Source organism: Streptomyces sp. NPDC057565 (assembly GCF_042801455.1).
Lineage (GTDB): Bacteria > Actinomycetota > Actinomycetes > Streptomycetales > Streptomycetaceae > Streptomyces > Streptomyces yanii.
Genome location: NZ_JBHVFU010000001.1, coordinates 870,637 through 894,094, shown reverse-complemented (window position 1 = coordinate 894,094; position 23,458 = coordinate 870,637). Strand labels below are relative to the sequence as shown.

Below are 23,458 nucleotides of genomic sequence, written 5' to 3'. Positions count from 1 at the left end.
CGCTGGGACGCGTTCGGTGGGGCGATGCGAGCGCCGGATCCGCTGTGGCAGTACTGGGGAACGGGTTCGACAATGAGACACGTACAAGATGCACATACAGGCCGTACTGTCCGCCAATCCCGCCGGACGATCTCCGGAGCAGGAATGACCGACCGGGACCCAGACTCCGACGATACGCCCCGCCTAAAGATCGACCGGCCGTACAGCGGCGAGACCGGGACGGAGGAGCGGCTTGCCCTGAATCGCACGGGCAGCTTCGAGTGGGACCTGGATTCGCGGTCACTGGACATCGACGCGGCAGGTCTGCTCGTCTTCGGACTGGATCCGGAGGAGTTCACCCCTGACCCGGGAATTCTGGTTTCGCGGCTCGAACCGGCGGAACGGAACCGGCTGGAACTGGCGATCGACGAGGCCATCACGGGTGGCCACAGTTCGTACAGCGTCCATTTCCAGGTTCCGCGTGCGAACGGCACCCACCAGTGGACACATGTCCAGGCGCGGATCCTGCGCAGGGACGACGGGCGGGCGCACCGGGTCATCGGGGTCGTGCGGGATGCGACGGCGGAGGTCACCCATTCGGCCTTCGTGCTGGACCTGGAGAAACGCCGCCAACGACAGACCAGCATCGTTGAACGCACAACAAGTGCGATGTCGCGTGCGGTGAGCGTCAACGATGTGACCGCCACCCTCACCGGTCCCGGCAGTCTGGCCATGCTCGGCGCGGACGGGGTCGCCCTGGGTCTGGTGGAGAACACCTCCCTCAATGTCATCGCGGCGAGCGGGATCGCGCCGGAGAGCATCATCAAGTTCGGGTCCGGGAACCTCGATCCGCGGTTCCCGCTGGCCGATACGGTCCTCAGCGGTCGGCCCCGGTTCGTGACCTCGATCGCCGGCCTCCTACGGCGGTATCCGGCCCTGGAGCCGTTCACGGACGAGCTGAAGTTCCGCGCCGCCGCCTATCTTCCACTGATCGCGCAGGCGCGATCACTGGGCGGTCTCGCGCTCTTCTACTGCGAGCGGACGGACTTCAACGCCGACGAACGCAACCTGTGTCTGGGGCTCTCGGCGATCGTGGCCCAGTCACTGCAGCGGGCGACCCTCTTCGACGAGGAACGGGAGTTCGCCACCGGGCTGCAGGCGGCGATGCTTCCCAGGCGGATCCAGGAGATCGAGGGCGGCGAGATCGCGGTGCGCTACCACGCCGCACGGAGCGGGCGGCAGGTCGGCGGCGACTGGTACGACGTGATCGCCCTGCCCAAGAACCGCTTCGGCATCGTCGTGGGCGACGTGGAAGGCCATGACACCCATGCGGCCGCCATCATGGGTCAGCTGCGCATTGCCCTGCGCGCGTACGCGGGCGAGGGGCACCCGCCGGCGACAGTGCTGGCCCGGGCCTCACGCTTTCTCGCCGAACTGGACACGGATCGCTTCGCCACCTGTACATACGCCCAGGTCGACCTCCCCTCGGGCACCGTGCGCGCGGTCCGCGCCGGGCACTTCGGACCGCTGATCCGGCACATGGACGGCCGAGTCGGCACTCCGCAGATACGGGGCGGTCTGCCCCTGGGACTCTCCACCGACTTCGAAGACGAGGAGTACCCGGAGACGCGTCTCGACCTGGTGCCCGGCGAAACCCTTGTCCTGTACACCGATGGGCTGGTGGAAAAACCGGGCGCCGATATCGAATCGGGTATCTGTGCGCTGATCCGCGAGGTGAGCACGGGGCCCGCGAGTGCTCAGGCACTGGCCGACCACTTGTCCGACCGGCTCTGGGAGCGCTGGGGCGCGGGGGACGATGTGGCGCTGCTGGTGCTCCGGCGCAGTCCGGACCCGGGTTCGCCGCGAGCGCCGCGCTTGCACCAGTACATCCACCAGGCGGATCCCGAAGGGCTCTCCGATGCCCGCTCCATCGTGCGTCAGGCCCTGCAGGACTGGAACATGGCCGATCTCGCCGACGATGCCGAACTGGTCACCGGTGAGCTGCTGGTGAATGTGCTTCTGCACACCGAGGGCGGGGCAGTGCTCACGCTGGAGGTCCTTCCGGAGCCTGTCCGCCGGGTGCGGCTTTCGGTGCAGGACCGCTCCAGTGTCTGGCCGAGGCGCCGGACTCCCGGCGAGACAGCGACATCGGGACGCGGTCTGCTGCTCCTCGACGCCATCGCCGTCCGCTGGGGCATCGAGCCGCGCGGCGAGGGGAAGGCCGTGTGGTGCGAGATCGGACCTGCCACACCACCCACCTCCGGGCCCCCGGTCGCTGCCACGGAGACCCATGAATCCGTCCGAGCCGGCGGAGGAACGACGTTGAGGGAGCAGTGAGGGGCGTGCCGTCACGCACTGCGTGATGCTGCACGCCCCTCGTCCGACGGTCCCGCACGGTCCTGCGCTCGAACCAGTGGACTGCTCAGCCACGTCAGCCCTGCGCGGTGCGACGCCTGCGCACGGACCACATGATGCCGCCACCGGCCAGCAGCACGGCGACATCCGCACCACCGATGACGGGCGTTGCGGACGACGAACCCGTCTCGGCCGGGTCGGGCGAGCTGGGGCTCGGCGACGCCGCGGCGGGCGCGGTCTCGGGGGAGCTCTGGCTCGGCGTGGCGCTCGGCGCGGACGCCTCCGTCGTGGGCTTCTCGGCCGGCTTCGACTCGGATGCCGTCGGCGTGGGCGTCGGGGTGTTGTCCTCACACACCGGTGCCTGCTTGGAGTCGTCCTTCGAGAACCGGTCGCCGTCGCCGGCCCTCACGACCAGATGGACTGTCAGTTCCTTGTCGTGTTACGGCAGTTCGATCGTCTTGTGGAACTCCTTACGGACACTTCGTTCGACTGCGGCCATGTGGACGGTGGCAGGACGTAAGCATCCGCCATCGGACCGTATCGAACGGCTCGCGGCCGCCTTGAGCGCACCTCCCACCGCATACGGACCATCCCTGTGCGCACCCCAGCGCCTGCACCCCAGCCCCCGCCCGATGGAGTCACCCGCGGAATCCGACGGCGTTCTGGGCGGGAAAAGTGCTGGAGGTTGCGTTCCCGTTCCGGCATCCTGACCGAATGTTGATCAGGGAAGCCAACCTGGAGGACTGGGCCGCCATCTGGCCCTTCTTCCACACCATCGTCGCCGCAGGTGAGACGTTCACCTATCCGACGGATCTCGGTCAGGACCAAGGCCGTGACTGGTGGATCCTGCCATCCCCCGACCGGACCGTCGTCGCGGTGGACGACGCGGGTACGGTCCTGGGCACGGCAAAGATGAACCGCAACCACATGGGCAACGGATCGCACGTCGCGAGCGCCAGCTACATGGTCGACCCGGCGCACTCAGGGCAGGGCGTGGGGCGCGCGCTATGCGAATACACGATCCAGTGGGCACGTGCTGCGGGCTACCGGGCGATGCAGTTCAACGCGGTTGTGGAGACCAACGTCCACGCGGTGAACCTGTATCGGGCACTCGGCTTCGAGGTACTGGGCACGCTGCCGGAGGGTTTCCGCCACCCGAAGAAGGGCTACGTCGGGCTGCACATCATGCACCGCGCTCTGTGAGAAGCGCCGGGCACCGGCCAGGTGTCCGACGATTCCGGGGCACTTCTGTCATCAGCCGAACTCCGAAAGGAGTCCGGCATGTCCTGGGCCAGCTGCGCTCCCCTCCGACCCCCTGCTGCAACCATCACCCGGACTCGATCAGTGGCCTCCTCGGTGGGCCGGCGTCCGACTGGGTGTCTCAGCACTTGCGCTCCACGCGGGCACGCGAGAAGCCCCGGACCTTCGGTCCGGGGCTTCCTACGGCCCGGCGGAGGTTCGTCCTCCGCCGCTGACTCCCGGCGGGACCGCATGCCCGCCTGGGCGCCTCCAGTTACGGTCACCGACCTGCCGACGACGGTTGCCGCCTCGGTGCTGTGCCTGAGGGCCAGGGCAGCGACGGCGACAATCGAGGGCGGATCTGTGGCCGCCCGGCGCGAACCGACCTGGACGTCGTGATCAGACGAGGTCGAACCGGTCGAGGTTCATCACCTTGTCCCACGCCGCGACGAAGTCGTTCACGAACTTCTTCTTCGCGTCATCGCCCGCGTAGACCTCTGCGAGCGCGCGCAGCTCGGAGTTCGACCCGAAGACGAGGTCGGCGCGGCTGCCGGTCCACTTGACCTCGCCGGTGGCGGTGTCGCGACCCTCGAACGTGTTCGCGTCCTCGGACGTTGCCTTCCACGTCGTGCCCAGGTCGAGCAGGTTGGCGAAGAAGTCGTTGGTCAGAGCCCCGGGGGTCGTGGTGAGGACGCCGAGCGGCGACTGCTGGTAGTTCGCGCCCAGGACGCGGAGACCACCGACGAGGACCGTCATCTCGGGGGCGCTCAGCGTCAGCAGGTTCGCCCGGTCGATCAGCAGGTATTCAGCCGGCAGCCGGTTGCCCTTCCCGAGGTAGTTGCGGAACCCGTCGGCGGTCGGCTCGAGCGCTGCGAACGACTCCACGTCGGTCTGCTCCTGCGACGCGTCCACGCGGCCCGGTGTGAAGGGCACCTCGACGTCGAAGCCGGCGTCCTTGGCGGCCTGCTCGACGGCCGCACCACCGGCGAGCACGATCAGATCGGCGAGCGAGACCTGCTTGCCGCCGGACTGACCGGCGTTGAAGGACTCCTGGATCCCCTCCAGGGTGCGCAGCACCGCCGCCAGCTGGTCGGGATCGTTGACCGCCCACCCGCTCTGCGGCTGGAGGCGGATGCGCGCGCCGTTGGCGCCGCCGCGCTTGTCGCTGCCGCGGAAGGACGAGGCCGACGCCCACGCGGTGGACACGAGCTGGGACACCGACAGGTCAGAGGCGAGGATCTGGCCCTTGAGGGCGGCGACGTCCTCGGCGTCGATGAGCTCGTGCGTCACCGAGGGAAGGGCGTCCTGCCACAGCAGCGTCTCGGCCGGAACCTCCGGGCCGAGGTAGCGCACGATCGGGCCCATGTCCCGGTGGGTCAGCTTGAACCACGCCCGGGCGAAGGCGTCCGCGAACTCGTCGGGGTTCTGGAGGAAGCGTCGCGAGATCTGCTCGTAGGCCGGGTCGAACCGGAGCGAGAGGTCGGTCGTCAGCATCGTCGGGGCGTGGCTCTTCGACGAGTCGTGGGCGTCGGGGACGGTGCCCGCCCCGGCACTGTCCTTCGGCCTCCACTGGTGCGCACCGGCGGGGCTCTGGAACAGCTCCCACTCGTAGCCGAACAGAATCTCGAAGAAGCTGTTGTCCCAGGTCACCGGGGTGTTCGTCCACGTACCCTCGAGACCGCTGGTGATCGTGTCGCCACCCTTGCCGGTGCCGAAGGAGTTCCTCCAGCCGAGGCCCTGCTCCTCGAGCGGGGCGCCCTCGGGGTCGGGGCCCACGTTGTCCGCGGGGCCCGCACCATGCGTCTTGCCGAAGGTGTGACCGCCCGCGATCAGGGCGACCGTCTCCTCGTCGTTCATCGCCATCCGGCGGAACGTCTCACGGATGTCGCGGGCCGCGGCGAGCGGGTCCGGGTTGCCGTTCGGGCCCTCCGGGTTGACGTAGATGAGGCCCATCTGGACCGCGCCGAGGGGGTTCTCCAACTCCCGGTCGCCGGTGTAGCGCTCATCGCCGAGCCAGGTGGTCTCGGGCCCCCAGTAGACGTCCTCGTCGGGCTCCCACACGTCCGCACGACCGCCGCCGAAGCCGAAGGTCTTGAAGCCCATCGACTCCAGGGCCACGTTGCCGGCGAGGATCATGAGGTCGGCCCACGAGATGCTCTGGCCGTACTTCTTCTTGACCGGCCACAGCAGGCGGCGGGCCTTGTCGAGGTTCCCGTTGTCCGGCCAGCTGTTGAGGGGGGCGAAGCGCTGCTGGCCGGCCCCGGCGCCGCCGCGGCCGTCGCTGATCCGGTAGGTGCCCGCGCTGTGCCACGCCATCCGGATCATGAACGGGCCGTAGTGACCGAAGTCGGCCGGCCACCAGTCCTGCGAGTGCGTCAGTACCTCTGCGATGTCCCGCTTCACGGCCGGAAGGTCGAGGCTCTTGAACGCCTCGGTGTAGTCGAACTCCTCGCCGAGGGGATTGGCCACGGCAGGGTTCTTGGCGAGGATCTTCAGGTTGAGCCGATCCGGCCACCACTGGCGGTTTCCGCCGCCCTGAGTCGGGTGCGAGGCGCGCCCGTGCACGACCGGGCAACCACCTCCGCCCTCCGTTTTCGCGTCCACGACGATTGCATCATGGTTCTCAGACATGGGAATCCTTCCGTACTGGGCGGATCACGGTGTTCAGGAACTGCAGGCGGTGGAACAGTCGGGGCACAGGCTCCGGCAGATGACCTCGGCCCGTTGATCGAGCAGCCGTGGTCGTCGGACGCGGGCAGGCGGGGCGCCTCGCCGACCGCGCGGTTCGAGGTCAGCGACGACGCCGCACCACAGGCACACGACGTGGTGGTCGTTGTCCCCGAGGCGTCAGTCGAACCGGGCCGGACTGCCGAGCGGTTCGATGCGACGTACGAGCCCCGCCACGGTGAGCACGTGGAGGGCCTCACACACGACGTCAAGGGAAATGGGGCCCATCGGTCGCGCGCCCCGGATGCGATCGCCTCGATGCCGAGGTGGCCACCGTCCCGGACGGTCTCGAGCAGCGCGACGCGGGCGGCCGTCACCACCCGCAGGCCGGCACCGCACAGCTCCTCGGCGGTGGTCCCGTCACTCTGTCTCCTGCCGTACTGGAGTCTTCCTGTCCCTGGGCTATTGCCGAAACCGATCCTACGATGGACAGAGTCTTAGTCAAGAAGCACGCCAAACCCATATCCGATCAGGACCCGGACCTCCACTGGTAAATTCCGGTATCCCACCGAATCTGAATAGGTGAATCGATATGAGTGACCTGCTGGAGCGACTGCGAGGACGTGGCTGGCGGATGACCTCCCAGCGGCGTGTCGTTGCGGAGGTCCTCGACGGCGACCACGTGCATCTCACGGCCGACGAGGTGCACGCCCGCGCGGCGCAGCGGCTGCCCGAGATCTCCCGCGCGACCGTCTACAACACCCTGGGCGAGATGGTCTCCCTCGGCGAGGTCATCGAGGTCTCCACCGACGGACGCGCCAAGCGCTACGACCCCAACGCACACCACCCGCACCAGCACTTGGTGTGCTCCGGCTGCGGGACCATCCGCGATGTCCACCCGACCGGCAATCCGCTGGCCGAACTCCCGGCGGTGGAACGGTTCGGCTTCACGGTGTCCGAGGTCGAGGTCACCTACCGCGGGCTGTGCCCGTCCTGTGCCTGACCCGACCCTGTCGGGGATCTCGAGGGCTGCAAGATCAGCCACTGACCGCCTGCCGGGATCGCAGCCGAGGAACTCATGAGCCGGTAACGGCACACAAGGCACGGAGGGCCTCCCACCGCGCTGCGGTGGGAGGCCCTCCGTGCCACTGAACGCCGACGGTGCGTCAGCGAGACGCGTACCCGTCCTTCTCACTGTCGGCACGGCGTCCCGGCCTGCCCTCGGCCGCGCTTCCGCCCTCCTTGAGGGACCGCTCCTGCACGCGCCGGGCCTCCTCGTACAGCCTGCGGCGTTCCTTCGGATCGCTCGTCTGCTCGGCACGCTCGTTCAGCTCACGGACCTTGTCCTTCGTCTGCCGCGCACGGCTGGCGGACTCGTCTGCAATGCTCATCATCACTCCTGGGGAGGTGAGGGTGGGACACGTCGCAGCCAACCAGCGCTCCCCCGCTCGCGCACCCGGAAACGTCACCCTGCGCAATCGCCGCAGGCAGTCAGTCTTGATGGAGTCGCGTCACTCCGACAGCACCTGGAGCGTCGCCACTTGCCGGACTGTCCTGCGCAAACACCTTCACGGATGCCGACGGCGACAAGAGCAACCTCACCTTCGAGGTGTGGACGACGGCCGCCGGCGGCAACCCGAAGACCCAGGTCAAGCTCACCGACGACATCCCCTGATCCTGCACCCACGAAAGCGGCGGCTTCCCCGGCGGCCGGAACCAGGTCACCCCCGGCGTCCAGTGCACCCAACTCCACACCGACAAGGTCGGCGGCAGCAGCCGTCGATCCATACCCGGCCGGTGCCCTTGGTCTGGACGCAGCGGGACGACGCTGCAGGACGACGTCGGATACCGGCTCACACCGGGGACCCGGACGGCCTAGCGGGCCGAGCGCCTTTCAGCCCGGCATGAAAGCGTCTTCTCGAAGTACGGCTGAGCCACCGCCGGAAAAGACCTGATAATTCATGTATGTGGGCAGCGGAATCGACTGTTCGTCGCCCTTGACGCCGTCGGCATCGGTTTCTGGGCGGTCAGCCGATCGCAGAAGACACTTGCCTGCCGCGCTGGGGTGGCTTCCGGCTGTGCTGCTGGGCATCACTACTGCGGTGGGCGCAGGCGCAGCACGTGATGTGCTGCGGCGGGTGTCTGCAGTGTTCGGCGGCAATGGGCTCTATGCAACGCCCCCCATTGCGCTCGTACGCGGGGACATGCACCGGAGGTAATGAAGCCCATGGACAGCAGCGTAACGACCGTTCTTGCTGGTCTGGACGGCATCCGGACCAGCGTGGAAGATTTCTACAAAGACCTCCACGCCCACCCGGAGCTCGGACTGCAGGAGCACCGCACGGCAGGGAAGGTCGCCCGGGCCCTGCGCGGATTCGGCTACGACGTGACCGAAGGCATCGGCACGACCGGTGTCATCGGCGTGCTCACGCGGGGAAGCGGCCCAACCGTGATGCTCCGCGCGGACATGGATGCGCTGCCGGTGAAGGAGGACACCGGGCTGCCGTACGCGTCCACGGTCACCGCCACCGGTCGTGACGGCGTTGAGCAGCCGGTCATGCACGCCTGCGGCCATGACGTGCACGTTGCCTGCCTGGTCGGCTTCGCGCAGCTCATGGCCCGGGCCACCGACGCCTGGCAGGGCACCGTGGTGGTGCTGTTCCAGCCGTCGGAGGAGAACGGCGACGGTGCCCAGGCCATGATCGACGACGGCCTGACCAGCAAGGCACCCCAACCGGACGTTGTGCTGGCGCAGCACGTGCTGCCCTACCCAGCAGGCTACGTCGGAACCCGCGCCGGGTCGTTCCTGTCGGCTGCCGACAGCCTGCGCGTCACCTTGCACGGACGCGGTGCCCACGGCTCGGCACCGCAGGCCGCTGTCGACCCAGTGATCATGGCGGCCATGAGCGTCATCCGCCTGCAGACGGTGGTCTCCCGCGAGCTGTCAGCCACCACCCCTGCCGTACTCACCGTCGGCAGCATTCAGTCCGGAACGGGGCCGAACGTCATCCCCGACCGCGCCGTGCTCCAGCTCAACGTGCGTACCTATGACACCGCCGTCCGCAAGCAGGTGCTTGCCGCGATCGAACGGATCGTGCGGGCGGAGGCCCAAGGCGCAAACGCCCCCAAGGAACCGGAGTTCGAACGCCTGTCGGCGTTCCCGCCCACGATCAACGACCAAGAGGCCACCGACACCGTCGCCCGCGCCTTCGCCGCATGCTTCGGCGACGACGCGCACACAGCCGAACTGCAAACGGCCAGCGAGGACATGAGCGTGATTCCCCACGCGTTCGGCGCCCCGTTCACCTACTGGTGCATCGGCGGCACCTCCCCCGACCTTTACGCCAGCGCTCAGAAGAAAGGCACCGTCTCCCAGGACATCCCGGTCAACCACAGCCCCGCCTTCGCCCCGGTGATGCAACCCACCCTCGATACCGGCATCAAGGCCCTCACCGCCTCCGCCCTCGCGTGGCTGGCCCTCTCCAGTGGATGAGTGGGTCCGGGGTCGGCTGCGGAGATGGCGCCAGGGCGCCCAACGTCGGTGTGTGACGACCAGAATGGACACCCTGGATTTCTGCCGAACAAGTGGTGTCACTCGGGTTGTTGGAGTTAATGACGGACTACGGAAAGGCGGCCGTCGAAAGTGAGCCTTTCCCGGTAAGCGGTCATGGCTGTGTGATGTGACGTCCACCGATAAGGTGGCCAAGCGCAGCGATAGGTGGCCACGCGCTCCTCGCCGGTCATCCGACCTGCAAGTTTGTCGGCGGAGCCTCGCGGGCTCGCGCAGGCCGCCACGGTCAGCAGCGTTCAGACCGATGAGTTTCTGCGCGCCACAGCGTCCGAGGAGCGCGGACGGTCGCTTCTCCCGCCGAATCTGCCATCGAGGTCGAAGAGAGAGTTGGTGTGCGATGAAGCTGGTTGTGCAGGAGTTCCTGACGCTCGACGGTGTCTCCCAGGGGCCGGGGTCCCCGGACGAGGACACCAGCGACGGGTTCACGCGCGGTGGCTGGTTCGTGCCGCACCTGGACGAGGAGTTCGAGCGGCTGGCCGGCACCTGGCTCGGCGAGGCGGACGCGTTCCTGTTCGGCCGCCGTACTTACCAGAACTTCGCGCGGGACTGGCCGAAGATGACCGACCACCCCGCCGCCGGCATCTTGAACGGCCTGCCGAAGTACGTGGCCTCCCACAGCCTGACCCAGGCCGAGTGGAATCCGACCACGATCCTGTCCGGCGACGTCCCCGCCCAGGTCGCCGAGCTGAAGCGGCAGCCCGGCCGGGAACTGCAGATCCACGGCAGCGCCCAGCTGGCCCAGTCCCTGCTGGCCGCCGGGCTGATCGACACATTGCGGCTCGTGATCGCCCCGGTCGTGGTGGGCCAGGGCCGACGCCTGTTCCCGGACGGCGGCGCACCGGCCGGCCTGCGGCTGGTCACCCATCAGACGACACCGGGTGGCCTGTCGGTACACATCTTCGAATCGACGGGGCTTCCGGAGTACGGGGCCTATGGGGCCGACGCGTAGGCCCCTGGTGCCGGACGGGCACCGACGGAAGTGATCGCCGGTCGGACTCCCTCACCCCGACTGGCGATCACTGATGATCCCATGTACACATTCCGCCGGAGTCGCGGATCCCGCGGCCCACGTGGCCAACTGTCCCTGAGCGAAGTGGCCAGGCGCGGTTGAGCACGGGGCCACGACCTGCGGTTCCGCGGCGAGGGCTGGCCACGTGTCGTTGAACGTCACATGTGTGATCGTTTAGATGATGCGGTCGAGCTGGACAGACCGTTGTCGCGTGCGAGTTGGGACAGGCGGGTACCGTCGATGAACCAGCGCAGAATCAGCACGGCCTGCTTGAAACAGCCCAGGGCCCGGCGCCCGTGCCGGGTGCCGATCTCGCTCCGGTGGGTTCGACCGGCCAGGGTGGACTCCAGCTGCTCAACCACGGCCTCCATATCGGCTGGGCCATGGTCTCCGGCCGTCTGGCCGGCCATCACGCAGCCCAAGCCCAGAACAGGCTCGACCTGACCCCTGTCCAACCGAACCGGGGCGAGCTGGGCAACAACGGTTCTCCGGCCTCTGTCACGGCCCCGTAGAACCCATGGCCGCCTGTGCCGGGTGTGGCCGACCACTTGCGCGTGTCCAGCTTCGGACCGCCGGACGGGGCAGCATCCGACAGTTCGCCGCTGTTCCTGAGGCGCGCTGCAGTTCGGTCAGGCCGGCCCGCGCGTGCGGGCGGCCAGGTTGCGGATGCGGGCGGTGTCGTTGTTCCGGCCCACGCCAGGGGTGCCAAGGTCGGGTTGGTCGGCCGAGCGCTGAGCAGCCTGTGCGGATGCACCGTCGGCGTCCTCGTCGACGAGCAGGAGATGAGCGCGGGTGTCGGAGCAGGCTTCCAGGGGCCAGGCCGGCTGCGCGGTCTTGGCGGCGAACGCGTCCTGCCGCACGGGCTGTCGGGCGAAGATGCGGCGAGGTGCCGGGCTTCGACGTGCATGGGAACGACGAAGCCGAGGCAGAGTGCGTCCGGGCGGATGAGCAGCGCCGTCCGGGAGCGGGCCGCCTTGAGGGCGGCGATCAGGCCGGGGAGCTGCCCGGCTCGTCTCCATGGCCGCCGAACACGGCCTGAGCATTGTCGCGGTCGACCCCGCCTACACCACTTTGTGGGGTGCCCAGCACTGGCAGAAACCACTGGTCACCCCCCGCCGCACCATGTCCCGTCACGATGCCGCGGGCATCGCGATCGGACGACGCGCCCTCGGGCACCCGGTCCGGCGTCGGACGGCACCGCCCCCGCACGACCGGAGTGATCGTGCGGGGCATCGGACCGCCCAGGCCGGGTCAGGTGACCGGGGGCGTGAGGGAACCCGCCCACCCGCAACGGACCGGCCCCCTGGAGGGTTGTCACCGAGCGGGAAGCGAAAGCGGGAACCCAGCGCATCCAACACCGTTCGGGATGCGCCCAGTACGCAGCAGTGGGTCCAGGACTCACTCACGCACACTGGATAGGAACGGTTACACCCCCACCGAGCCGTCCCATGCCGTTCTGCCCGGGCCGTTTGTGATGGGGTCTCAGGCCGTGCCGGGCGCGTACGCACCGCCTCCCGGTCCGCAGCCACAGAATCCGGCCGGTGTGGCGACGTCCTCGGTGGCCACGAATGGCAAGGGCCGCAGGGCCCGAGCCTGGATGCTGTCGGTGGCCGCCGTCGTACTCGTCGCCTGTGGGGCGACCGCCGCGCTGCTGCTCGTCCCGGGCGACGGCGACAAGAGCGACAACAGGTCGCAGGAAGCGGCCGCGTCGCAGTCGGCTCCGGCCGCCGAGGCGTCGCCGTCGACGTCCGGCTCGCCTACCACCGAAGCCTCGAAAAAGCCCGAGCCCACCAAGTCCGCGCTGCGGCCCGCTCGTTCGGGGCTCGCGATGCCCACGCGGGCCGCGACCTCGGCTGCCGCGCCCGCCGCTTCCAGCAAGCCCGTGGCCCCGAAGGCTCCTGCCTCGGCCACGTACTCCGGGATCCGGATGACGGCGAGCCACGACCTGTATCTGGCGGACACCCCAGTGCGGTCCAAGGCGGATTCCGGGAGCGCCGACGAGGATCTCACCTATGCCGTCTACTCCTCGGGGGCGGTCCTCGCCCCGGGCACCACCTCCGGCAGCTCCCTTGCTCTGCTGCCCGTCGGTCGGCAGGGGAGCCTGGTGGCGTGCAAGGCGGCGACCGGCTACAAGAGCTACATCTGGGTCAAGGACCTCACTGTGGGCCAGCACATGTGTGTCATCAGCGGGACGGGGCACGTGGGGCTCGTGACATATCGGGGCTCGTCGGGGACCGCCTACGCCAACGTGGACGTGACGGTGTGGCGTAATACGGCCTGACTTGAACTTTGACCTCGGAGGTCGAACGGCTCCTCGCCCTTGATCACTCGGACTGTCAACTTCCTTACACAAGGGGGCCTTTGACTGATCATGTGGTCCGACCGAGGAACACACGAGCTCAGCACAGAGGCCGCCGGAGGGCGGGCCGGTCCTCGACAACGGCTTCCCCGATCAGCATGGGGCCGGGATGCCGGTACGGGCGTCCCTGCGCGAGCCGTTATCCGCCGGACTCCGCAGCCACCCCTCCTTCTCCCTCCGCCGCTCCCCCGCCCCGTGCGAGAGAACGGATGACCCGGGCCGGATTTCCCACCGCCAGGACGCCGGACGGAAGGTCCTTGGTGACGACCGATCCTGCACCGACAACAGTGTCCGCCCCGATGGTCACGCCGGGACACACGATCACGCCCCCGCCGAGCCAGACGTTGTCCCCGATCGTCACGGGGTCCGCCTTCTCCCAGCCTGCTCTGCGGCGCTCCGTGTCCAGTTCATGGCTGGGGGTCAGCAGCTGCACGTTCGGCCCGATCTGCACATCGGCGCCGATCGTGATGGGCGCGGCATCGAGGAAGACCGCTCCGAAGTTGATGAACGTGCGCGGTCCGATGGTGATGAACGAACCGTAGTCGCAGTGGAACGGTGCCCGGATGGCGACCCCCTCACCCACCGAGTCGAGCAGCTCTTCAAGGATCTTCCGCCGTGCGGCGGGAGTTGCCCGCGCTGCGGCGTTGAACGCCTCGCAGAGTTCGATACGCCGCTCGGTGTCGGCCCTCAGTTCCGGGTCGTCCGCGATGTACCAGTCGCCGGCCAGCATCCGCTGCTTGTTCTCCGCCATGACCCTCCTCGCGTGCTCCTCGTCCGTCTGCATGATCCGCGTCGCCCACTCGTTCAACGGGCTTCGCCCGAGCTTCGTTCCTCGCCTGCCCTGCGCAGGACCTCGCGCGTCCGCAGGCCAAGCCGGGCGAGCAGTCCGGCTACCTGAACAGGGCCGGAATCGCTCACAGGAGGAGGGGCGGGGAGAGAGACAGGGCCGGGGACCGAGCAGTCCGGATCGGGTCGCCGGTCGTCCCCCGGATGAGGTGCTGGACGGGTCTCGCGCGCGCTGTCCAGCTCCAGGACGAGATTGACCCGGCGCCAGAGGATCTCGTCCGGGTCGTCGGCGCGCATCAGGTGAGTCATGGTGTCGCGAGCGGCGACGGATCCGGGTGGCCCGAAGACCGGACCGGGCTGGACCCTCCTGAGGTACGCACGCTCGTACGGATCGTCGACCACTTCCGCCAGCTGCACCGGATCCAGCGCGCAGGCAAGCACCGCAGCCCGCCCCCAGGGATCCTCCGTTCGGCTCAGCAGGCGCTCGATCCGGTGCGAGCGCCAGTTGCGCGTCCGCCAGTCGGTTCCTGCGTCCAGACATGTCCGCATCCAGGCCGGGCTGTTCCCGGTCAGCAGCTGCGGCGCCTCGGCCGCGAACCCGACGAGTTCCTGGGCGAGATAGAGCCAGACAATCGCCCGGTACCGGTTGAGGTGGAACGCGACAGGGGTGATGCATCCGGCCCTGGCCAGCCTGGTGAAGCGGACCGGACTGATGCCGAGCAGCCGCGCGCCTTCCGCTGTCCCCACCGTCCGCACCCGTTCTCGCAGTGTGTCCGGGAACCCGTCCCCCGACCTCAGCCGGTCGATCTCCTCCCGGCTCACCCTGGGCCTGCCACCAGCCTGCTCCGCCGCGATCCGCACGATGCTCAGGTGCACGGCGAGCTCGAATTCCCCGCGCTTCAGGTTCAGCTCCTGCGCCGCCCTCCCTGCGGCCACCGTCGCGCCGACTTCCGTCCGGCCGACTTCTGTCGGATCAGCCTTCGTCGGATCGACTTTCGTCGAGTCGGTGTCCGTCGGGTCGTTCTGCGAGCGCCGAGATCCTGCGCGCGGTGCTGCGGCGCGCGTCGCATCCGTCATGACCATGGCCGTACTCCCCCGTGTAGTTATGGTGACTCTGTGTGATCACCGTAACCGAGCAGAAAGCCTTTCGCCCGGCCTGTGGACAACTCCCACGGCCGGGCGAAAGATGCAGTCGAGAAGGGGATCCGGACGGTCAGAGCCGGTTGACTTCTCCGCTGCCGCGCTGACGCGCAGTGACCCCCAGGTGCTCTCCGACCCTGTTCACGAGCAGCGTCATCTCGTAGGCGACCCGGCCGACGTCGGCCTCGGCCGCGGTCAGCACACAGAGGCAGCTCCCGTCTCCGGCGGCTGTCACGAAGAGGAGCGCCTCGTCGAACTCCACCATCGTCTGCCTGGCTCTTCCTGCCCGGAAGTGCCGTCCCGAGCCTCGCGCGAGGCTGTGCAGCCCCGACGAGACCGCTGCGAGATGCTCCGCGTCCTCCCGCGCCAGGCCCGTGCTCGCCCCCGTCACCAGGCCGTCGTTCGACAACACCAGCGCATGCTGTATGTGCTCGACCCGGCCGGTGAGATCGTCGAGGAGCCAGTCAAGTCCCCTGTCCAGCGCCATTTCCCCGCTCCTCCCCGCTCATGCGTTCCCCGTACCCCACGTTGCGCGTAAGCCTTGCGCACAGCGCACGTCGGGGCAACCGTCCCTCCGTTTCGGGCTCGTCGTCCGGACAGGGGTCAGCCGACCGAGTCGAGGAGCCGGGCCGTATGCATGCGGCCCGCGTACTCCACCATGCGGATGAGAACTTCCTTGCCGGAGTCGCGGTCGCGCGCATCGCACAGCACGACGGGCGTGCCCCGGTCCAGGTCGAGGGCACGGGAGACCTCCCGCTCGCCGTAGGCGCGGGCGCCCGCGAAACAGTTGACGGCGACAACGAACGGGATCCGGCGGTGTTCGAAGTAGTCGACGGCCGGGAAGCAGTCCTCCAGCCGCCGGGTGTCCGCGAGGACAACCGCTCCGAGCGCCCCCTGAGAGAGCTCGTCCCAGAGGAACCAGAAGCGGTCCTGTCCCGGTGTGCCGAACAGATAGAGCGCGAGACCGGACCGGATGGTGATACGTCCGAAGTCCATGGCAACGGTCGTGGTGGTCTTCTGATCCACTCCGCCGGTGTCATCGACCGACTGTCCGGCCTCGCTGAGGAGTTCCTCCGTCCGCAGCGGCCGGATCTCGCTCACCGCACCGACCAGAGTCGTCTTGCCGACCCCGAATCCACCGGCGACCAATATCTTCAATGCGAGCGCGTCGGTCTCCACGGCCTCTCCGGCCATTCCCTCGACGGTCTCCCCACCGGTTCTGCCAGCGTGCTCGGAAGGCATCGATCACTTCTCTCACCCGTGAGCCTCAAGACGTAAAAACGCAGTTCAGAGCTGTCTTGACGGGCTCGGTTCGGTATCTGTGGGCAGCAGTACGGTGGACAGCATGGCAAGCAGCCGTCCGTCCCGAGCGACGTGATCGGTTTTTGACCTCAGTCGCCGAACAGGGATCGTCGATGTCTGCATGAGGTCACTATTCGAGCCGAATTCGAACCATGTTCGAGCCGGAACCGATCCAGGGGGTCGAGGCCTGGATTCTGGGGCCGACCGCGACTGCCGCCTACACTGTCGCTTCGTGGCGCGGGAAACGGTCCGGGTGGACAGGAGAGCAAGAGTGTCGACAGGTGCCGGCGGCAACTTCGTGGATCCGCCCGCGGAGGTGCTGGCGGAGGCGGCCGCCGCCTTCGGTCTGCTGGCGACGCCTGCGCGCCTGCACATCGTATGGGCGCTGTCCCAGGGCGAGAGCGATGTGACCGGTCTGGCGGAGCGGGTGGGCGGGACGCTGCCCTCGGTCAGCCAGCATCTGACAAAGCTGAAGCTCGCTGGTCTCGTACGCTCGCGGCGCGAAGGCCGCCGCCAGGTGTATCTGGTCGACGATCCTGATGTGGTGACGGTGGTGCGGCTGATGGTCGGCCAGCTCGCTGCACGGGCCGGGCACGCTCCTGCGCAGCCGGTACGCCTCCGTGAGCTCGGTGCCTGAGAGCAGCGCCGCAGCAGGGCCCGGCCACAGCGATCTCCTCGGCTCTCCCCCATCCGCCGCCGTACCGATAGCAGGCACGGCGGCCAGCCCGACCGCCTCCACCGGCCCGACAGCGGCAGGGACGGACGGGGCCTCGCTGACGTCGTTGCAGGTGCTGCGTTCTCTGGACAGCGGACCGCGCGGACTTCTGGAGACGCAGGCGGAGGAACGACTCGGTCGGCTCGGCGACAACACCCTTCCGGCCTGGCGTCCGGTCTCCTGGCCGCAGCGCTTCGTCCGCAGCCTGCGGGACCCGTTCACCTCGGTTCTGCTCTGTCTGGGTCTGACCTCCGCCGCGGTCAGCGCGTGGGGCACCGCATCCGTGACTCTGGTGCTCGTGCTGGTCAGCTGCCTGCTGCGCTCCACGGAGGAACACCGGGCCGACGGGGCGATGGCGGCGCTGCGGGAGCTGGTGGCGACGACCACGACCGTACTGCGCCGCACCGGTCCGGAGGCGGCGCCGTCGGCCCGTGAGCTGCCGGTCGCGGAGCTGGTGCCGGGCGATGTCATCAGGCTCGGCCCCGGAGATCTCGTGCCTGCTGATGTGCGGTTGCTCCGCGCGAGCGGGCTGACCGTGTATCAGTCCGCTCTCACCGGGGAGTCCTCCCCGGTCGAGAAGCATCCCGTCGACGCACCGCACCGGCCGGCCACGCCTTCTGCCGGACGACACACCGAAACCGGAGAGGCCGGACCGTTCGCCGAGCCCCAGTTGTGCTTTCAGGGCAGCAGTGTCGCGTCCGGCAGCGGTACGGCGGTCGTGGTCGCGAGCGGTGGGAACACCCGGTTCGCCGCCGCGTACGCACGTTCCCCGCGCCGTCGCGGATCGAGCGCCTTCGACCGTTCGGTTCAGGGGATCTCCTGGACGTTGGTCCGGTTCATGCTGCTCACTCCCCCGCTGGTGCTGATGGCCAACGCGGCGCTGCGCGGGCGCGGCCTGGAGACACTGCCGTTCGCCGTGGCGGTGGCGGTCGGTCTGACCCCCGAGATGCTGCCGGTCATCGTCACGACGGCGTTGGCCAGGGGCGCTTCGCTGCTCGCCCGCACCAGCGGGGTGATCGTCAAGCGGCTTCCCGCGCTGCACGATCTCGGTGCGATGGATGTGTTGTGCCTGGACAAGACGGGGACGCTGACCCAGGATCGGCCCGTCGTCGAACGGTCGGTGGACGGCGCGGGCCGGCCCGACGAGCAGGTGCTTCACTGGGCGGCGGTCAACGCCCTGTGGACGCTGCAGCTCGCCGATCTGCCGGCGCCCGACGCTCTCGACGAGGCGGTGCTGGACGCCGCGGCGGAGCGCGGTGGACCTGACCCGCTGTCGGCGTACGACGGTGTGGCAGCCCTGCCGTTCGATCCGGTGCGCCGCCTCGCCACCGCTGTCGTCCGCCGTCCCGGAAGGCTCGGCGCCCACACCCTCGTCACCAAGGGAGCGGTGGAGGCGGTGCTCGAACGGTGCGCTCTGGACGACAGCGAGCGGGACCGGCTGGGCGCCCTGGCCGCGCGCGAGGCCGCGAGCGGGCTGCGGCTGCTCGCCGTGGCCCTGACCGAGCGAACCGCCCGACTCGGAACGTACACACCGGCCGACGAGCGGGGGCTGACGTTCCTCGGCTTCGTCGCCCTGCGTGACGCCCTCGCGCCGACCGCTGCCGATGCACTGCATGTACTGGAGCATCACAATGTCGCTGTGAAGGTCCTCACCGGCGACCATCCGGGGACTGCCACCCGTGCCTGCCGCGATCTGGGCCTCGACCCGGGCGAGGTGGTGTCCGCGGACCGGATCGACGTGCTGTCCGAGGCCGAACTCGCCGCGCTCGTCGGCCGGGTCACCGTGTTCGCCCGCTGTACGCCGGAGCACAAGGCCCGGATCGTCTCGGCGCTGCGTGCCGCCGGACGTACCACGGGTTTCCTGGGCGACGGGGTCAATGATCTGCCCGCGCTGCACGCCGCCGATGTCGGGATCTGTCCGCGCAACGCGGTCGACGTGGCGCGGGAGACCGCCGATGTGGTGCTCGCCGAGAAGGACCTCACCGCCATCGACGACGCGATCACCGCGGGCCGGCGCAGCGGCGGCAACATCGCCACCTATCTACGGATCACGCTGTCGTCGAACCTCGGCAATGTCATTGCCATGCTCGCCGCGGGTCTCCTGCTGCCGTTCCTGCCGATGCTCCCGGCGCAGGTCCTGGTCCAGAACCTGTGCTTCGACGTGGCGCAGCTCGCGTTCGCCTTCGACCGTCCGGCGGCCGTGGTGCTGCGGCGGCCCACGGTGCTGCACCCTCGCGACTTCCTGCGCTTCATCACCGGATTCGGTCTGCTGAACGCGACTGCCGACCTGGCCACATTCGCCGTGCTCGCACTTGCCCTGCACGGATCTGCGACGTCCGGTGGCCAGGCGGCGTTCCAGTCCGGGTGGTTCACCGAGAATCTGCTCACGCAGGCTCTGGTGATGCTGCTGCTCCGGACCGGCCGGCGTACCGCCGAAGGCGAGGGGGGCGGCCCGCTGCGCGTGGCCGCGGCCGGTCTTGCGCTGGTCGGCCTCCTGCTGCCGCTGACTCCGCTCGGGCCGCTGCTGGGGATGAGCGCGCTGCCGCCGCTCTATTACCTGTTGCTCGCCACAGTGCTCGCGCTGTACGCCTTCGGGCTGAGGACGGCCCGTAACCGCTACCGGCGCACCTGGAGAAACTGATGCCCCTGCCGCACGTCCGTGTCCACGTGCGCCGCGCCATTCCCGACGATGTGCCCGCTCTGGTGTGGATGCGCGCCCTGATGCTCTCGGACATGGGGGTCGAGACCGGTGACGCCGATGCTCCGTGGCGGGCGGCCTCGGCGCAGTGGTTCGCCGAGCGGCTGCGGCTTCCCGGCGAGTTCGCCGCGTTCCTGGTCGACGATCCGGAGCTCGGCGTCGTGGCGAGTGCGGTCGGCGCGTGCGATGCGCACGCACCCAGCCCGGCCAATCCCAGCGGGCTGCACGGGCACATCTCCCATGTGGCCACCGATCCGCGGCGTCGGCGCCGCGGGCATGCGGGAGCCTGCCTAAGGGCTGTCCCGTAATCCCTGGTCGATCAGCGCGCGGCGTCAGATGCGGTGCATCGCAAGGCGGAGGGGCGTCCTCATACTGGGTGTATTCGGGCGTTCCGACAACACAGTGAGGTGCCGTAGCTGTCGTCGTGCGCCCGCCAGGGATTGCGGGACAGCCCTTAGATGCGCTGCTGACGTGGTTCCGGGAGGAGACGCCCGTCACGGTGGTCGATCTCAACGCGACTGCGAACGGCGCGGGGCTGTACGAGTCGTTCGGCTTCGCACCGCCCCGTCACCCCGCCCTGCAGCTCCGGACGGGAGCCTGATCGCGCTCGGTCAACCGTACGAGAGGTCCTTGCACAGGTCTTCATCGGCCGACCGAGCCCCGTCGCCGACAGTGGAAGGAACCGCGCTGGGTGTCGGCGTGGCCTCGGCAGCGGGCGACGGATTCTCTGCGTACGAGGTCCCGAGGACCACCTGGATGCCCGAGGTGCCGGACGCCATGGTCCGTGCCCCGGCGAAGAGGCGCGCGGTGGTCTCCGCTTCGGCCTCCAGACCCGGCCCGTACTGGATGACGGTCGACATGCGGTCCTGGCTGCTCGCGGTGGCCGTACCGGTGACGGTGAAGCCGTGGGCGCGCAGGAGTTCGGCGGCGCGGGCCGCAAGGCCGTTGACCGTGGTGCCGTTGTAGACGGCGAGGCTGATGCCCGTACCGGAGACGGGGGCAGAGGCGGCGGGCGACGGTGACGCGTCGTCCGGCCTCTTGGCGCTGCGGCCGCCCTTGCCCTGACCGCTGGCGTCCTGACCGTCGATCGTCCGGTCGGCCTTGAGCGCCTGCCAGAGAGCCTGGGCCTCCGGCTCGACGATCGCGACGCGCGCGCCCTCGTAACGCCACGGGACGGTGACGAACCGGGTGTTGCGCAGATCGATGTTCTTCATCGACATGGCGAACTTCAGCAGCCGGTCGGCCGATCCGAGTCCGGGGTCCACGGTCATCGAGTCGGTCGCCGCGTCGGCGAGCGGCAGCAGGGTGGTCGGGTTCAGTCCCTGGGACTTGACCTTCTTGATGAGAGAGCCGATGAAAGCCTGCTGCCGTCTGATCCGTCCGATGTCGGATCCGTCGCCGATGCCGTGCCGGATCCGCACGTAGTCGAGTGCCCGCTGCCCGGAGACGGTCTGCGGCCCTTTGGCGAAGACCAGAGCACCCCGAGTGGGCCGGTTCGGGTTGAGGTCCTGTTGGTAGATGTCCTGCGGCAGGCAGACCGGTACTCCGCCGACGGCGGAGGTCAGTGCGGAGAAGCCGGAGAAGTCCACGACGACGGTGTGGTCGACGCGCAGGCCGGTGAGGTGTTCCACAGTGTTCTGGGTGCATGCCGGGTTTCCCTCGGCGGTCTCCCCCACCGAGAACGCCCCGTTGAACATGACGTGGTGCTGCGGTGCGGTCCACTCTCCGCCGGGTGTCCTGCACGCCGGGATGTCGACCATGGAGTCACGGGGGATGGACACGGCGACGGCGTGCCGGTGGTCGGCGTACACATGGAGCAGGAACGCGGTGTCGGAGCGCCCCACGGTGCCCTTGCCGCCACCCAGTTTCCTGTTGGCGCCGGAGCGTGTGTCCGATCCGATGACAAGCACGTTCTGCCCCTTCGACGAGGCGGGGGGCCGGTCGCCCGAGATCCCGTCAGTGCCGAAGGTGTCGATCTGGCCGGTCAGTTTGATGTAGCCCCAGCCGACCCCCGAGACCAGCAGGATGAGAAACGACAGCCCCATCATGGCGGTGCGCCCGAGCCTGCTGCCCCGTCCCCCGCCCGCCGCCACTTTGCGACTGCCTGTCATTGGTCACCTCGTCCGATCGGTTCCGGCTTCCATGGAGGAAGACGTCCGACCCCACCCCACGGTTGTAAAGTTGCGCAATGTAGCAAGTATTGCTGCGCGAATGGATCACCAGACCTACCCATAGCGGACCGAATCCACCACTTCCGGAAGTCCGCGAAGAAGGGCGGAACCCACATGCTGCGCAACGGCCTTGAGCCCTGGCACCTCTTGATTGTCGCGGTTGTACTGATCGTGTTGTTCGGATCGAAGAAACTGCCGGACACCGCCCGCGCCCTGGGCAAATCTCTGCGGATCCTGAAGAGTGAGGCGAAGGCGATGAAGGAGACCGACCCGCAGTGAGCCGGGGGGCGGCACGGTACGGTACGGGCCCGCCATTTCATGGCTTGCGCAATCAGGGAACCTTGGATGAAGAACCGCCGTTGACGCGGTAACGGCGGAAGAAGCGCTGATCGATGGATCATTGGACCAACGGAGGAAGTTCATGGGTGTGACCCTGGCCAAGGGTGGCAACGTCTCCCTGTCGAAGGAGGCACCGGGGCTGACCGCAGTGACGGTCGGCCTGGGCTGGGACGTACGGACGACGACGGGCGCCGATCACGACCTGGATGCCAGTGCGCTGCTGTGCTCCGACGCCGGAAAGGTCCTCTCGGACCTGCACTTCGTCTTCTACAACAACCTCACCAGCCCGGACGGTTCGGTGCAGCACACCGGTGACAACCTGACCGGCGAGGGCGAGGGCGACGACGAGTCCATCAACGTGGACCTGTCCGGTGTACCGCTGGACGTGGCAAAGATCGTCTTTCCGGTCTCCATCCATGAGGCGCAGAGCCGTGGGCAGAGCTTCGGCCAGGTCCGCAACGCGTTCATCCGCGTGGTGAACCGGGCGAACGGCGTGGAGCTGGCCCGTTACGACCTGAGCGAGGACGCCTCCACGGAGACGGCCATGGTCTTCGGCGAGTTGTACCGGCACGGTACGGAGTGGAAGTTCCGCGCGGTGGGACAAGGCTACGCGTCGGGGCTGGCCGGTATCGCGTCCGACTACGGCGTCAATGTCTGATCGCTCGAAGTCGCGCTCCTGAGCGGCGGTTTCAGAGTGCCCGCAGTCCGTTGATCACCTCGCGGAGGATCCTCTCGTCGGGCAGCTGCGCGGGCGGTACGGGGCGACTGACCCGCACATGGCCGGCTTCGAGCAGATCTCCGAGGAGGACCCGGACGACGCCGACCGGGAGGTCGGCGTCGGCGGAGAGTTCCGCGACGGACTCGGGCTCGGAGCGGCACAATGTGAGCAGCGCGCGGTGTTCGGGGCCCAGCTGGGAATCCTCGGAGCTGTCCGGTGCGTGGTCGGCGGCGGAGACCAGTGCAATCACGTCGAAGGTCACTCCGCCCGGGCCCGGTTCGGTCCGCCCGCCCGTCATGGCGTACGGGCGGACCAAGGGCCCTGCTTCGGCGTCGTACCACTGGCTGCCCGGCAGTTCGAGCGGGTCCGGGAAGCTCTCGATGAATCCGGGGCCCTCGCTGATCATGTCC

21 protein-coding genes and 4 pseudogenes are annotated in these 23,458 nt (G+C 68.7%); 13 read left to right on the top strand and 12 right to left on the bottom strand.

All coding sequences use genetic code 11. The features are described from left to right. Positions 1-144 precede the first annotated feature (144 nt). Positions 145-2,316: a SpoIIE family protein phosphatase gene (locus ACFU8W_RS03725; protein WP_384031931.1), complete on the top strand. Its 2,172-nt coding sequence runs from the start codon at positions 145-147 to the stop codon at positions 2,314-2,316. A gap of 94 nt (positions 2,317-2,410) precedes the next feature. Here the strand turns inward: ACFU8W_RS03725 and ACFU8W_RS03720 are convergent. Further along, a pseudogene (locus ACFU8W_RS03720) lies at positions 2,411-2,773 on the bottom strand (LAETG motif-containing sortase-dependent surface protein); the annotation flags it as partial. Between the two features lie 275 nt (positions 2,774-3,048). Between ACFU8W_RS03720 and ACFU8W_RS03715 the strand changes: the two are divergent. Then, on the top strand, positions 3,049-3,537 hold the full coding sequence (locus ACFU8W_RS03715) for a GNAT family N-acetyltransferase (RefSeq protein ID WP_384031929.1): 489 nt from the start codon (positions 3,049-3,051) through the stop codon (positions 3,535-3,537). A 435-nt stretch (positions 3,538-3,972) separates the two neighbouring features. Here ACFU8W_RS03715 and katG read toward each other — a convergent pair whose 3' ends face one another. Both katG and ACFU8W_RS03705 read right to left on the bottom strand, forming a co-directional pair. Further along, positions 3,973-6,204 (bottom strand): catalase/peroxidase HPI, encoded by a 2,232-nt coding sequence (katG, locus tag ACFU8W_RS03710; RefSeq protein ID WP_384031927.1) that lies wholly within the window; start codon positions 6,202-6,204, stop codon positions 3,973-3,975. Between the two features lie 33 nt (positions 6,205-6,237). Then, positions 6,238-6,641 (bottom strand): annotated as a pseudogene (locus tag ACFU8W_RS03705) (Fur family transcriptional regulator). Positions 6,642-6,832: 191 nt separating this feature from the next. Here ACFU8W_RS03705 and ACFU8W_RS03700 point away from each other — a divergent pair. Continuing rightward, positions 6,833-7,243, top strand: coding sequence for a Fur family transcriptional regulator (locus ACFU8W_RS03700; protein ID WP_327242385.1), 411 nt, complete (start codon positions 6,833-6,835; stop codon positions 7,241-7,243). A 163-nt stretch (positions 7,244-7,406) separates the two neighbouring features. On the opposite strand, the gene ACFU8W_RS03695 is transcribed toward ACFU8W_RS03700, so the two are convergent. Continuing rightward, positions 7,407-7,634, bottom strand: a complete 228-nt coding sequence (locus tag ACFU8W_RS03695; protein ID WP_384031925.1) for a DUF6381 family protein — start codon at positions 7,632-7,634, stop codon at positions 7,407-7,409. Between the two features lie 567 nt (positions 7,635-8,201). Here ACFU8W_RS03695 and ACFU8W_RS03690 point away from each other — a divergent pair. The 3 genes from ACFU8W_RS03690 to ACFU8W_RS03680 all read left to right on the top strand — a co-directional run bounded on the left by ACFU8W_RS03690 (position 8,202) and on the right by ACFU8W_RS03680 (position 10,760). Continuing rightward, positions 8,202-8,459: a TRIC cation channel family protein gene (locus tag ACFU8W_RS03690; RefSeq protein ID WP_384031923.1), complete on the top strand. Its 258-nt coding sequence runs from the start codon at positions 8,202-8,204 to the stop codon at positions 8,457-8,459. A gap of 8 nt (positions 8,460-8,467) precedes the next feature. Beyond that, positions 8,468-9,733, top strand: a complete 1,266-nt coding sequence (locus tag ACFU8W_RS03685) for a M20 family metallopeptidase (protein ID WP_384031921.1) — start codon at positions 8,468-8,470, stop codon at positions 9,731-9,733. 415 nt (positions 9,734-10,148) lie between these two features. Then, positions 10,149-10,760 carry a dihydrofolate reductase family protein gene (locus ACFU8W_RS03680; RefSeq protein ID WP_345520125.1) on the top strand — a complete coding sequence of 204 codons (612 nt, stop codon included), beginning with the start codon at positions 10,149-10,151 and terminating at the stop codon, positions 10,758-10,760. Positions 10,761-11,002: 242 nt separating this feature from the next. Here ACFU8W_RS03680 and ACFU8W_RS03675 read toward each other — a convergent pair. Next, a pseudogene (locus ACFU8W_RS03675) lies at positions 11,003-11,125 on the bottom strand (IS5/IS1182 family transposase); the annotation flags it as partial. 324 nt (positions 11,126-11,449) lie between these two features. Then, positions 11,450-11,680 carry a hypothetical protein gene (locus tag ACFU8W_RS03670; RefSeq protein ID WP_384031919.1) on the bottom strand — a complete coding sequence of 77 codons (231 nt, stop codon included), beginning with the start codon at positions 11,678-11,680 and terminating at the stop codon, positions 11,450-11,452. Positions 11,681-11,813: 133 nt separating this feature from the next. Between ACFU8W_RS03670 and ACFU8W_RS03665 the strand changes: the two are divergent. Together ACFU8W_RS03665 and ACFU8W_RS03660 are read left to right on the top strand one after the other, a co-directional pair. Then, a pseudogene (locus ACFU8W_RS03665) lies at positions 11,814-12,239 on the top strand (IS200/IS605 family accessory protein TnpB-related protein); the annotation flags it as partial. 124 nt (positions 12,240-12,363) lie between these two features. Further along, a complete protein-coding gene (locus ACFU8W_RS03660) occupies positions 12,364-13,101 on the top strand; it encodes a hypothetical protein (protein WP_384031917.1) in 738 nt (245 codons plus the stop codon). Positions 13,102-13,318: 217 nt separating this feature from the next. On the opposite strand, the gene ACFU8W_RS03655 is transcribed toward ACFU8W_RS03660, so the two are convergent. The 4 genes from ACFU8W_RS03655 to ACFU8W_RS03640 all read right to left on the bottom strand — a co-directional run bounded on the left by ACFU8W_RS03655 (position 13,319) and on the right by ACFU8W_RS03640 (position 16,347). Further along, positions 13,319-13,930 carry a sugar O-acetyltransferase gene (locus ACFU8W_RS03655; protein ID WP_384031915.1) on the bottom strand — a complete coding sequence of 204 codons (612 nt, stop codon included), beginning with the start codon at positions 13,928-13,930 and terminating at the stop codon, positions 13,319-13,321. Between the two features lie 53 nt (positions 13,931-13,983). Further along, positions 13,984-15,048 carry a DUF6397 family protein gene (locus tag ACFU8W_RS03650; RefSeq protein WP_384031913.1) on the bottom strand — a complete coding sequence of 355 codons (1,065 nt, stop codon included), beginning with the start codon at positions 15,046-15,048 and terminating at the stop codon, positions 13,984-13,986. Between the two features lie 130 nt (positions 15,049-15,178). Beyond that, a complete protein-coding gene (locus ACFU8W_RS03645) occupies positions 15,179-15,592 on the bottom strand; it encodes a roadblock/LC7 domain-containing protein (RefSeq protein ID WP_384031911.1) in 414 nt (137 codons plus the stop codon). 116 nt (positions 15,593-15,708) lie between these two features. Continuing rightward, entirely contained in the window at positions 15,709-16,347 is a 639-nt protein-coding gene (locus ACFU8W_RS03640; RefSeq protein WP_384031909.1) for an ATP/GTP-binding protein, read from the bottom strand. Between the two features lie 331 nt (positions 16,348-16,678). Here ACFU8W_RS03640 and ACFU8W_RS03635 point away from each other — a divergent pair, with 331 nt between their 5' ends. The 3 genes from ACFU8W_RS03635 to ACFU8W_RS03625 are packed head-to-tail and all read left to right on the top strand — an operon-like array spanning position 16,679 to position 20,128. Then, positions 16,679-17,044, top strand: coding sequence for a metalloregulator ArsR/SmtB family transcription factor (locus tag ACFU8W_RS03635; RefSeq protein WP_327242395.1), 366 nt, complete (start codon positions 16,679-16,681; stop codon positions 17,042-17,044). Continuing rightward, positions 17,037-19,763 carry a magnesium-translocating P-type ATPase gene (mgtA, locus tag ACFU8W_RS03630; protein ID WP_384031907.1) on the top strand — a complete coding sequence of 909 codons (2,727 nt, stop codon included), beginning with the start codon at positions 17,037-17,039 and terminating at the stop codon, positions 19,761-19,763. Before ACFU8W_RS03635 ends, mgtA begins: the two co-directional genes overlap by 8 nt. After that, entirely contained in the window at positions 19,763-20,128 is a 366-nt protein-coding gene (locus ACFU8W_RS03625; protein ID WP_384031905.1) for a hypothetical protein, read from the top strand. The genes mgtA and ACFU8W_RS03625 overlap by 1 nt, the downstream gene beginning before the upstream one ends. A 303-nt stretch (positions 20,129-20,431) precedes the next feature. Here ACFU8W_RS03625 and ACFU8W_RS03620 read toward each other — a convergent pair whose 3' ends face one another. Further along, positions 20,432-21,931, bottom strand: a complete 1,500-nt coding sequence (locus ACFU8W_RS03620) for an LCP family protein (protein ID WP_384031903.1) — start codon at positions 21,929-21,931, stop codon at positions 20,432-20,434. A 174-nt stretch (positions 21,932-22,105) separates the two neighbouring features. Between ACFU8W_RS03620 and tatA the strand changes: the two genes are divergently transcribed. Next, complete coding sequence (tatA, locus tag ACFU8W_RS03615; protein WP_327242400.1) at positions 22,106-22,270, top strand: Sec-independent protein translocase subunit TatA; 165 nt, start codon at positions 22,106-22,108, stop codon at positions 22,268-22,270. A 142-nt stretch (positions 22,271-22,412) separates the two neighbouring features. Next, positions 22,413-22,988, top strand: a complete 576-nt coding sequence (locus ACFU8W_RS03610; RefSeq protein WP_345520141.1) for a TerD family protein — start codon at positions 22,413-22,415, stop codon at positions 22,986-22,988. A gap of 31 nt (positions 22,989-23,019) precedes the next feature. Here ACFU8W_RS03610 and ACFU8W_RS03605 read toward each other — a convergent pair whose 3' ends face one another. Then, complete coding sequence (locus ACFU8W_RS03605) at positions 23,020-23,454, bottom strand: DUF742 domain-containing protein (RefSeq protein WP_384032054.1); 435 nt, start codon at positions 23,452-23,454, stop codon at positions 23,020-23,022. Positions 23,455-23,458: the final 4 nt, after the last annotated feature.

What these genes read in the sequence shown, in the direction of transcription:
- ACFU8W_RS03725 (WP_384031931.1), top strand. Translation starts at nt 145, where the DNA reads ATGACCGACCGGGACCCAGACTCCGACGATACGCCCCGCCTAAAGATC.
- ACFU8W_RS03715 (WP_384031929.1), top strand. Translation starts at nt 3,049, where the DNA reads ATGTTGATCAGGGAAGCCAACCTGGAGGACTGGGCCGCCATCTGGCCC.
- katG (WP_384031927.1), bottom strand. Translation starts at nt 6,204, where the DNA reads ATGTCTGAGAACCATGATGCAATCGTCGTGGACGCGAAAACGGAGGGC.
- ACFU8W_RS03700 (WP_327242385.1), top strand. Translation starts at nt 6,833, where the DNA reads ATGAGTGACCTGCTGGAGCGACTGCGAGGACGTGGCTGGCGGATGACC.
- ACFU8W_RS03695 (WP_384031925.1), bottom strand. Translation starts at nt 7,634, where the DNA reads ATGATGAGCATTGCAGACGAGTCCGCCAGCCGTGCGCGGCAGACGAAG.
- ACFU8W_RS03690 (WP_384031923.1), top strand. Translation starts at nt 8,202, where the DNA reads ATGTATGTGGGCAGCGGAATCGACTGTTCGTCGCCCTTGACGCCGTCG.
- ACFU8W_RS03685 (WP_384031921.1), top strand. Translation starts at nt 8,468, where the DNA reads ATGGACAGCAGCGTAACGACCGTTCTTGCTGGTCTGGACGGCATCCGG.
- ACFU8W_RS03680 (WP_345520125.1), top strand. Translation starts at nt 10,149, where the DNA reads ATGAAGCTGGTTGTGCAGGAGTTCCTGACGCTCGACGGTGTCTCCCAG.
- ACFU8W_RS03655 (WP_384031915.1), bottom strand. Translation starts at nt 13,930, where the DNA reads ATGGCGGAGAACAAGCAGCGGATGCTGGCCGGCGACTGGTACATCGCG.
- ACFU8W_RS03650 (WP_384031913.1), bottom strand. Translation starts at nt 15,048, where the DNA reads ATGGTCATGACGGATGCGACGCGCGCCGCAGCACCGCGCGCAGGATCT.
- ACFU8W_RS03645 (WP_384031911.1), bottom strand. Translation starts at nt 15,592, where the DNA reads ATGGCGCTGGACAGGGGACTTGACTGGCTCCTCGACGATCTCACCGGC.
- ACFU8W_RS03640 (WP_384031909.1), bottom strand. Translation starts at nt 16,347, where the DNA reads ATGCCTTCCGAGCACGCTGGCAGAACCGGTGGGGAGACCGTCGAGGGA.
- ACFU8W_RS03625 (WP_384031905.1), top strand. Translation starts at nt 19,763, where the DNA reads ATGCCCCTGCCGCACGTCCGTGTCCACGTGCGCCGCGCCATTCCCGAC.
- ACFU8W_RS03620 (WP_384031903.1), bottom strand. Translation starts at nt 21,931, where the DNA reads ATGACAGGCAGTCGCAAAGTGGCGGCGGGCGGGGGACGGGGCAGCAGG.
- tatA (WP_327242400.1), top strand. Translation starts at nt 22,106, where the DNA reads ATGCTGCGCAACGGCCTTGAGCCCTGGCACCTCTTGATTGTCGCGGTT.
- ACFU8W_RS03610 (WP_345520141.1), top strand. Translation starts at nt 22,413, where the DNA reads ATGGGTGTGACCCTGGCCAAGGGTGGCAACGTCTCCCTGTCGAAGGAG.
- ACFU8W_RS03605 (WP_384032054.1), bottom strand. Translation starts at nt 23,454, where the DNA reads ATGATCAGCGAGGGCCCCGGATTCATCGAGAGCTTCCCGGACCCGCTC.